The organism is Photobacterium sp. OFAV2-7, assembly GCF_022347985.1.
GTDB lineage: Bacteria > Pseudomonadota > Gammaproteobacteria > Enterobacterales > Vibrionaceae > Photobacterium.
In genome coordinates, this window is record NZ_JAKRFQ010000106.1 from 1 (window position 1) to 8,912 (window position 8,912).

Genomic DNA, 8,912 nt, shown 5'->3' on the forward strand with positions numbered 1-8,912 from the left:
ATCAAAGCCCGTAAAGGGGTTGACTGGTAACTAGCCACTATCGTTAACTAAAAGCCGGTGCAGGAGATAAGTATCACCTGCACCGGCTTTTGTTTTACGGCTAGTGAGATGCGAATGTTTTCACAACTTTCTGCAGCTCAATCACTTCCGGATCCGGAATGTTCTCCTCCGGATAGGCATTGCGAACCTTGTCGGTAAGCGCCTTGGCAAAAACCTGGTACAGCACGCGCGTAGAGACAGTAATCGGATACTTAGCATCCTTCGGTAGCTCAAACACTTCATTACGGGTTTCACCTGACTTTATCCGGGTATCTTTCCCTATCTTCACATAACGCCAGAAGCGAAGGCCAACCGGCTTGCCATCCTTGTCGACTCCCACTTTGACAAATTTACGGGCATCTTTAGGAATAACGCCGTCTTTCATCACCCCGCTGGTATAAACTTGCTGGCCATTGGCATCTGTTGCAATCACTTCCACCCATACCTGGCGGCGGGCACCACCCGGCATATCATGGCCTGAGTTTACATTGGTGATCTTGGCTGTCAGCAAGTTGCCCTGTTTTTCAACCTCCAGACTCAGTGCCGTTTTCAATATGTCGATACTCATCTTCTTATGCTCGGCGTTTCGCATACCGGTAAAGAAGTAGTTGCCGCCCACCAAGTGGTGCGAGCGCAGATTCGACTTCATCGGACCATCATTGGTCGACTGGCCACCCACTTTATTATCAAAGTCCGTGACATCCTGAGTCATATGGCAATCGATACAAGTTTTATGCTGTTTCGGATCATTCGGTGCATTAAACGGAGAGGCCAGCCACTCACCAAAGTTGTCGTTGATATTCGCTCCCTGCCCTGTCGTAAACTCGTTATGACAAGTCGCACAGTAGAGTGAGCTTTGGTAGAGCTCTGGGTTGGAGTATGACGCCTTATGCTGCTCAGGCATGGCATTGATCTGCTTTTCAGACAACCACTTCAGCATGCTGTTTTTGGCATCCTCAAACACATAGCTATCGCGGTCTTTGATATTCACCGTCATGTCCGTGTTACCTCCGGCATTTTCAGCCTTGGTCACCCGGTGGCAAAAGACACAGCCTGTTCCTCGCTCGCTGACTGACTTGCCATGAACAAACGCCTCCTTGAGCGACACGCCACCTTTTTCCCACATATCTCCAAAGTCAGTCATCGGTCCTTCGTCACCGTTGATCACCATTTGCGGTGCGTGACAGCCACGGCACAAGACACGGAACTCCTCACCTTCCGTTTTCGCGGCAAAATCCTCGTGAAAACGATAGTACGGGTGGTCCATATTCATTCCATGGTTGGAATCGGCCCACTGATCATAAATCGTGGTGTGACAGTCAGAGCACTCGGCTGAGTTAATCCACTCGTCCGGATGGGTATAGCGCTTGTCATCATCCAACCGTAGCCAAGTTGACAGGTAAGGCAAGTTTTCCGGCGCACGAACATATTCGTTCAGGGCCGACATCATCTTGGCCGCCTCGAGCGGTGGATTCTCGACACTCACTGGCGGCAGTGACTCTTCACGCGGATCTCCGCCCATGCCACCCTGAGTTTTCTGGATGATATCAATATAGGCACCAACCGGATCACCGGCGATCATCTTCCGGACATCGACATGACCAGTCAGCGCGTTGCTGAATCTGTCCTTCTTGCCATCTTCCATTAGCTGGCGGTTGGTAAAGTTGAATCCGTCGAAATGGCAGGAATTACAGCTCATCCAGAAATCCCCGGCCATCGGGAAATCAGGTGAGTCTGCCATATTGGCACTATTGAACAAGGTCTTGCCCTGTCGCAACTGTTTGGGCAGCGGATCGACTGATACCAGGTCGGCAAAGTGCGCCTGCTTTAGTTTTACCTTGGCAAACGGGCCAGCAGCACCGGTATCGAACTTGGCAATATCCAGCGTCATTGCATTCTGCACATAGAGCTCGCGTCCACTAACCAGTATGCCACGCGGATTGTCTCCCGGGACATTGCGGTAAATCTGGGTGGCTTTCACGCCTCCCTGGAACTTCTTGCGACGGTGGCGTTTTTTATTCTTCTTGCCCTGTCGTGACAGATCAAACACCATCAGGTCTTCTGAACCTGCCAGGGTGAAAATAATCTTCTTACCGTCATCGGTAAACACTGCATCGTGCGGGTTAGAAACGATACGAATTCGGTTACCACTTTCGATAATATTGATTTGCTTAAATAGCTGCTTACGCTCGTCAACAATCTCATGCTCATTGCCCGGCTCCAGATCCAGCAGTGAGACTGTCGGAAATACCGTCGACTGAAACTGAAAATCGTGACCAAACGACCAAAGAACATGCGGCAACCAAGCCTGTCGTCCATCAGGTGAAATGGCAATATTATCCAGCAGGCGAGGCTTGCCCTGCGGCGTCGTTTTAGCCGGATCGGCGGCAGTATCTGCCAGTTGCACAACCTTGAGTAATGTTGGCTGCTCAGCCTTCACATCATAGATAGAAACCTGGCCTGACAGTGAATGCGTCACCAGCATCCGACCATCATCCGTCAACGCCAGCCCTCGAGGTGTCGACGCCGTATCGATTGTCTGGATAATAGTCCCCTCGGTATCGATAGCCAGCAGCTTGTCACGCTCAAAGCTGGTAACGAAAAAGCGCTGATGGCTCGCATCAAACACGACCCCAAAAGGGCGCGACGGCACAGACGTCACCTGCTGGGTTTCAAGCGTCTTGGCATCAAGCAACACAACCTGATCATTCAAATAATCTGTCGCCAGCAACAACTTGCCGTCATCCGTCAGGGCTATACGGCGGATATCCCGACCAATAGTCGACTCGGCAAGTAGTTTGCCGTCTTCACGGGCCAGAATACTGACGCTTCCCGCATCAAAGTTAGCACTGATAATCTGGCTCTTATCCAAATTAAACAACATCGAGCTACTTTTCTCGATTGCTACTGCCGACTGGCTGAGCAACACTAACATCAGCAAAATTAGTTGCTTCACAGGCTTATATATACTTATTAACTTCATTCGCCTTTACACTCACTACTTCCAGCCAGTAACCAGGATCACTGACTAATTTGATATAAATAGAGACGCCTTTCCCCGATAAACCGTGGTCTGAATTCGGCAATCAGTTGTTGGCGGGGCAATCGTGTTCCCGATATCCGCCAGGCACTTTGCGGAGTACGCTTGGCAGCATTGACCAGTGCCAGCTTGCTGCTGGGGTAATACATGTCATAGATGGCATGACTGCCAAGTTGCTCACGTAACAGATTCACACTGTAGTTGGAGCCGACAACCCTGACTTGAGGGTTGAGCTTGATCCAGCCCATTGCCTGCTGAACTGGTGCCTGCAACGGGGCGTTATATATACTTTGATACCCGCTAATCAGGCAGTAGATAACCGCACCACTAGCGATGATTCCCGCCACTGGCACGTTCCGATCACTGATTAATACCCCTTTTCGTAACCTACTCAGCTGTACGGGAAACACCACTAAAGACAGGAACAGCACCGGCGCCCAGTGGCGTAAGTTATCCGGGTTTTGTCCAACCGTGATCCATACCCAATACAAGCCGGCGATTGCCGCTATCAGGGCCATCTGCTTTTGACTGTCAACCTTGACTGGTTTGGTGATAAGCCCAGCCACGGCATGTAATAGCGAGCCAATCACGACTAGCACGCCAAGCCAGCCAAACCCTTTCATCAGCGCCAGAGTCCATTGCCATATGCTGGCGCTGTCCCCCTCAACGGTATTACCCCAGATTGCAAAATGTCCCTGGGTAAAACGTATCCCTTCCTCGAAATAAGCACTACCATCATGGAACCAGATGAATCCCAGGCTAAGTATCCCTACCACCGTTATCGCCATGCCCGCCTGCCCGTACGCACGCAGTATTGAGCCGACATAGTCGCCCCACAACGGAAACATGAGCATGCCGAGTGCCAACGGAAAGTAAGATGGCCGAGTGGCAAACATCAGCCCAATCCAGAGCCCGGTCATGATGTTTTTTTTCTGAAGCGCAGCGATCAGCGCCAACATAAACAGCATCATCGCTGCTGAATCCGACAGTCCGCTAAGCGCTATCGAGGCCAGCAACGGCTGCATATAAGCCAAAGCTGTTCCCAATAGCGCGGCTGGCATAAATCCCGATAACAGGTACACCAACCGAGCAATCAAAAGCGGGATCAACAATGCCGATAACAACGAAATCCAAACTGATGCGGTTGCGGGTTCAACCCAGATAGCAGCCAATCGAGACAAGCCGATAAAGGCGGGATAGCCCGGAAAATGCGGGCTGAACTCCAGCACCGAAAAGCGCTCAACCCCTCGTGAGAAGTTAAGCGCATCATCACTGGTGAGCTCCAGAGGAAAACGGCCAATCCACAGCCACCACCCAATGCATACCAGTGCAATAAGTATGATGAAAGTGAGCTTATTAGCCCCTAATGAAGTTACCACTCGGTTCGTTCGGTCAACCATAACTCTGGCATTCAGTTAATCGCCCAATAGGTGCTGCCGCATTCATCACTATTTCAACTGGCCAATTGCTCCGAGGAGCAATTCTCGCTGCTGTTTAAAGGCAGCAGGATCGGCAGGTGCCTGACCGACACCAAAAACGCCTGGATTACCAATCGCCTGGAGGACACCCTGGATCGCTGTAGTCGCCTGCTGTCTATTGGTTTCATCTAGCTTTGGCATAATCAAATCGAGAAACAGCTTGCTCTTTACCACCAGCACCTTGGCGACCTGATAATCTCCCAAGTTCTTCTCGGCGCCATCCAGTCGGCGGATAATTTCCTCAATCACGGCGCGATCCATCACAGCTTCAACCTTGGCGGCATCTTTTTCGGCCAGCGCCTGTGCCATCGGCGTTTGCAGATCGACCTGATGCTCATTCAGCAGATAGGTAAATTCTTCATGCAAACCGTCAACAGCCACTTTTGCGGCAGCAAAGTCATCAGCAGCCAGCGCCTGCATAATCGCCTCGCGCCCATCAATAACAGGCTCCTTCCCGGCTGCGGCATAGGAATACGCCTGGCTTGATGTGCTGGCAACCAGCCCCAGCAACAAAGCGAGGCAAGTACGCAATACACATGTAAAGTTGGTCAGTTTCATCTTGTTCTCCCTACAGCAACTCTCGTTAAGCCACACTCTGAACCTCAATCACGGTTTTCTCGTTACGAAAATCGAATATCTCGCGACGACGGTCCTTACCATCAATAACGGATTGCGCCGCCATCATTCCCATTTCCATGGCAGTATCGGTGAAGATGTATCTGAAGGTACCCTGGCGGCCAGTCATGATCAGGTTGTCGAACTGCGACAAATGAGTGATCGCTTTTTCCCGCTTGGCCTGATAGGTCATATCCATCAGCGGATAAGCATGCTCGGTATAAGAGGTAAAATACTCACCGGTTGCCAGTTTTGAATCGACGCCGAGTGACTCAAGATCGCGGAAGACTCGCTGCTGGAGGCTCTCACCCTCCATCGTCCATACCTCATCGCCTTTATTACACGGAATTTCGATCATCACTGATGAGCGCCCTTCCGGTGCCATATAGGACGAGCGACGTTTAGGCTCTTGCAGGCGTGTCCCCAAAATTTCAGGATCAGAAAGGTACTGCCAGGTGTTATCAGAAATATTCTCTGTTTCCATTGGCATGTTCATAAAGCGCAATGACCTGAACTCCAGGGCACTGTCAAAACCGGTTAGCTGACACATCAACGGTAACGGCAAGGTCGATATCACCTCGTCGCAGCTTAGCGTGTTAACCTCACCCTGATACCGATATTCAACCGCTTCAATTCGGTTATTGGCATCAAAGGCTAATCCGCAGACATCGCTATTCAGAACAATTTTCACCCCCTTCTTTTCCAGCTCTTCTGCCAAACGGGTATAAAGCTGACCAAAGCCCCACTTGGGATAACGATACTGGCGAGCATAGGTGCGCACCGACGAACGACGCCCTGGCAGAAGTCGGCGGGCCACATCTTTCAGATCCATCAGGCTGATCCGCTGTGACGCCCAGTCCCCCGACAAAAATGCCGGATCGATTCCCCACAACTTGGCGGTATAGCCTTCAAAGAAATGCTTGTATAAGGTTGTACCGAACCGGCTTTCAATCCATTCCGCGAAACTCACTGTCGACTGGTCCTGCGGTTTGGCTTTAAAAAGCTGCTTACCAAGATCAATCGCCCCACCGACCAACAAAGGCAGCGGCGCGTTTTTAATCAAATCGAGCATCGCCAGCGGATACTGATATACCCGACCGCGATAACGAATAACGCTTTTGCGCTGGGCATAAAGCAGCTCATCGCCCATCAGCTCATCAACAAATGCAAGTAATTTGGGGTTCTTGGTAATAAAGCGGTGACCACCAAAATCGAACCGATACTCACCATGCTGTCCCTTGAAGGTTTGGGTAGCACACATCCCGCCGACATGATCATCACGCTCCAAAATTGTGACCTGATACCCGGCTTCTACCAGCTCCCAGGCCGCCATCAGGCCAGCCGGTCCTGCGCCGAGTACTGCAATATGTTTATTTGATGTCATGCTCATGTCTGTTTGTATCCACGGTTCCAGAAAAAGATAAAGGTCAGCATATAGCCGCCCCAGACCACCAGCTGCAATAGGCCTGGCGACGAGTTATAACCAAACAGCGCACGCAGGAAGGTGCCGAAGACGCCACGATCATCGAGAATATGCGAGATATCAAATAACTGGGCATGAACAATAGGCAGTACATGGGCCGCCTGCAGCATATTGACAGCGGAAGAAAGCAAACCAGCCGCAATGATAATGATAAGTAAGCTTGTCCAGCGGAAGAACGAGCGTAGTGGCACGTTCCGGGTACTTTTAAGCATCATCCATACCAGAACAATGGACAGCACCAGCCCGGACACTGCGCCGATCAAGGCATCCTGAGTACTGAACTCACCAAAGTTCGAGTACATCAGGGCAGAAAAGAACAAAATCGTTTCAAATCCCTCGCGCAACACGGCAAGGGTCGAAAGAAACACCAAGCCGAACAGGTTGCCGGTACTGACCATCTCCGTCAGCTCTCTTTGTACCTGTGCAACCTGATTCTTGGCCTGTTTTTGCATCCAGATTGCCATATAGGTCAACACTACAGTAGCAAACAGCAAAATCCCGGCCATCAAATAGTTTCGGTACAGCTCGTTGCTAAACTGATCCACGACCACCTGAAATACCACCGCCACAGCAAGCGAAAGCACTAAACCGACGAACACGCCCAGGTAAATATATTTGTTGTAGTGGCGGGCATTGAGCTTGGCGAGGTACGACAGCGCGATACCTACCAGCAAAAACGCCTCTAACCCTTCTCGCAGGGTAATTAAAAAACTGGCTAACATGGGCTCCCCAATGTAAATAAATTCAAAGTAATACGGCCTTTCTGGCTCTTATTGGCGACGAAACTTATTCAGATTCAACACGCTCCATCTCATGGCATGGCGAAACACCAGCGGGGCCAGCAGCCATGATGAGTAAAAATGGACATCCTGAATAAACAGACCGAGCGCATTTCCCGGATTGCCATAGAAAAACAGATAAAATCCACTCAGGCAGCAGGCAATAAGCAGCCACTCTATAACAGTGCCGGTTTGGCGCAGGAAAGGCTTGTTGCTAGAGGTGATCAAGCGTCGATGGGCGGCCCAAAAAGCGCCGACAATGATGGTAAAAAGTGTCGCGCCTACCAACATGTGAACCAGCAAGGTCCAGCGGGCAAGCTGCCAGTCAACACCTACCGTATCCCAGAGCAGCAACCCACTAAAAAACATTACGTACAGCAATGACTCAGTCCACTTGTGGTGGTAAGCCAAACGCTGCCACCATTGGCTAAATCCACTAGTGACAAGCTTTTGATCCGAACCTAGGGATACTGACATAACAACAACCTTTATATGAACGAGTACTTGAATACAGCTATTGAACTGAATATCAATAAGTTAATATTGACGAAACGACAAAGGCAGCGACTTCACATCGCTGCCTGATAAGTATCAAGATACTTTACCTGTTACTTGACGCTGACCTTATTGGCCATAGTCATTGCAGTACCGAAATTGCCACCGGCAGCGATGATCTGGTGTACACCATCTTCATCGGTATCAGTAGAGTTGCTACCCTTGATTTGGTTCTCACCGGAGTCGCCCATCCACTCGGCAAGCTGCATACCACCGTTGATTACGCTGCGGAACCAGCTTACATAACGATCAGTCAGCATCGTCAGCTCAAGAGCAGGTTCGTTCTCGCCTTCTTCGTTTTTCAGGTGAGAGATTGCCTCGCGCAGACCGCCAGAGATCGCTGCAGCCGTATACGGCGTATGGATTGTCGCTTTGCCCGGAACCGTTGCCCATGTGCCGATGTTTTCGTCAAACATGTTCTTCTCTACCGCCAGATAGATAGAACGTGCTGCTTGCTTATATTTCACATCGTCTGTTGCAAGGAAAGCAGCCACTAAACCACGAATTGCGGCAAACTGCGCATCCAGTGATTTTTCCTTGGTTAGCTTGTTGACGGTATTCAGCGTTACGCCATCAAATACCAGGCCGTCTTTTCCTGTTAGCTGGTTAATGATGAAGTCAGCCTGACCTTTGATCATTGCCAGTGCTTCTTTACCTGCTGCTGACTTCAGATCCACATCACTGGCTTCAGCTGAAGCGTAACCCACTGGCAGTGCATCTTTGGCACGCTGGTAAATTGACAGGGCAACAATTGAGTAAGCGGCATCGTAGGTATCAACCTTGCTGCCTTGCTTGCCGTCTTTGTATTCAGTAACAAAAGTACCCTGCTCTTTGTTGTAGTGAAGAGCAGCAATGTTTTTAAACAATAGGTTGGAGATATTGTTCGCCAATGAAAACGCATCATCCGCTACCACATCATTGCT

General features: G+C 50.3%; 6 protein-coding genes and 1 pseudogene. All 7 read right to left on the bottom strand.

Annotation, left to right across the window (positions count from 1 at the left end):
• Positions 1–100 precede the first annotated feature (100 nt).
• Entirely contained in the window at positions 101–2,995 is a 2,895-nt protein-coding gene (locus tag MHN01_RS08580) for a cytochrome D1 domain-containing protein (RefSeq protein WP_239410970.1), read from the bottom strand.
• A 65-nt stretch (positions 2,996–3,060) separates the two neighbouring features.
• The gene (locus tag MHN01_RS08585) at positions 3,061–4,479 is read right to left on the bottom strand and encodes a hypothetical protein (protein ID WP_239410971.1); all 1,419 of its coding nucleotides are present in this window, start codon (positions 4,477–4,479) and stop codon (positions 3,061–3,063) included.
• Between the two features lie 48 nt (positions 4,480–4,527).
• Positions 4,528–5,115 (bottom strand): hypothetical protein, encoded by a 588-nt coding sequence (locus tag MHN01_RS08590; protein WP_239410972.1) that lies wholly within the window; start codon positions 5,113–5,115, stop codon positions 4,528–4,530.
• Positions 5,116–5,140: 25 nt separating this feature from the next.
• Complete coding sequence (locus tag MHN01_RS08595) at positions 5,141–6,556, bottom strand: NAD(P)/FAD-dependent oxidoreductase (RefSeq protein ID WP_239410973.1); 1,416 nt, start codon at positions 6,554–6,556, stop codon at positions 5,141–5,143.
• 2 nt (positions 6,557–6,558) lie between these two features.
• Positions 6,559–7,377: an FTR1 family protein gene (locus MHN01_RS08600; protein ID WP_239410974.1), complete on the bottom strand. Its 819-nt coding sequence runs from the start codon at positions 7,375–7,377 to the stop codon at positions 6,559–6,561.
• Positions 7,378–7,425: 48 nt separating this feature from the next.
• The gene (locus tag MHN01_RS08605; RefSeq protein ID WP_239410975.1) at positions 7,426–7,911 is read right to left on the bottom strand and encodes a hypothetical protein; all 486 of its coding nucleotides are present in this window, start codon (positions 7,909–7,911) and stop codon (positions 7,426–7,428) included.
• 131 nt (positions 7,912–8,042) lie between these two features.
• Positions 8,043–8,912, bottom strand: a pseudogene (locus MHN01_RS08610) (hypothetical protein); the annotation flags it as partial.

Coding starts and splice junctions, on each gene's coding strand:
- MHN01_RS08585 (WP_239410971.1), bottom strand. CDS start 4,479: ATGGTTGACCGAACGAACCGAGTGGTAACTTCATTAGGGGCTAATAAG.
- MHN01_RS08590 (WP_239410972.1), bottom strand. CDS start 5,115: ATGAAACTGACCAACTTTACATGTGTATTGCGTACTTGCCTCGCTTTG.
- MHN01_RS08595 (WP_239410973.1), bottom strand. CDS start 6,556: ATGACATCAAATAAACATATTGCAGTACTCGGCGCAGGACCGGCTGGC.
- MHN01_RS08600 (WP_239410974.1), bottom strand. CDS start 7,377: ATGTTAGCCAGTTTTTTAATTACCCTGCGAGAAGGGTTAGAGGCGTTT.
- MHN01_RS08605 (WP_239410975.1), bottom strand. CDS start 7,911: ATGTCAGTATCCCTAGGTTCGGATCAAAAGCTTGTCACTAGTGGATTT.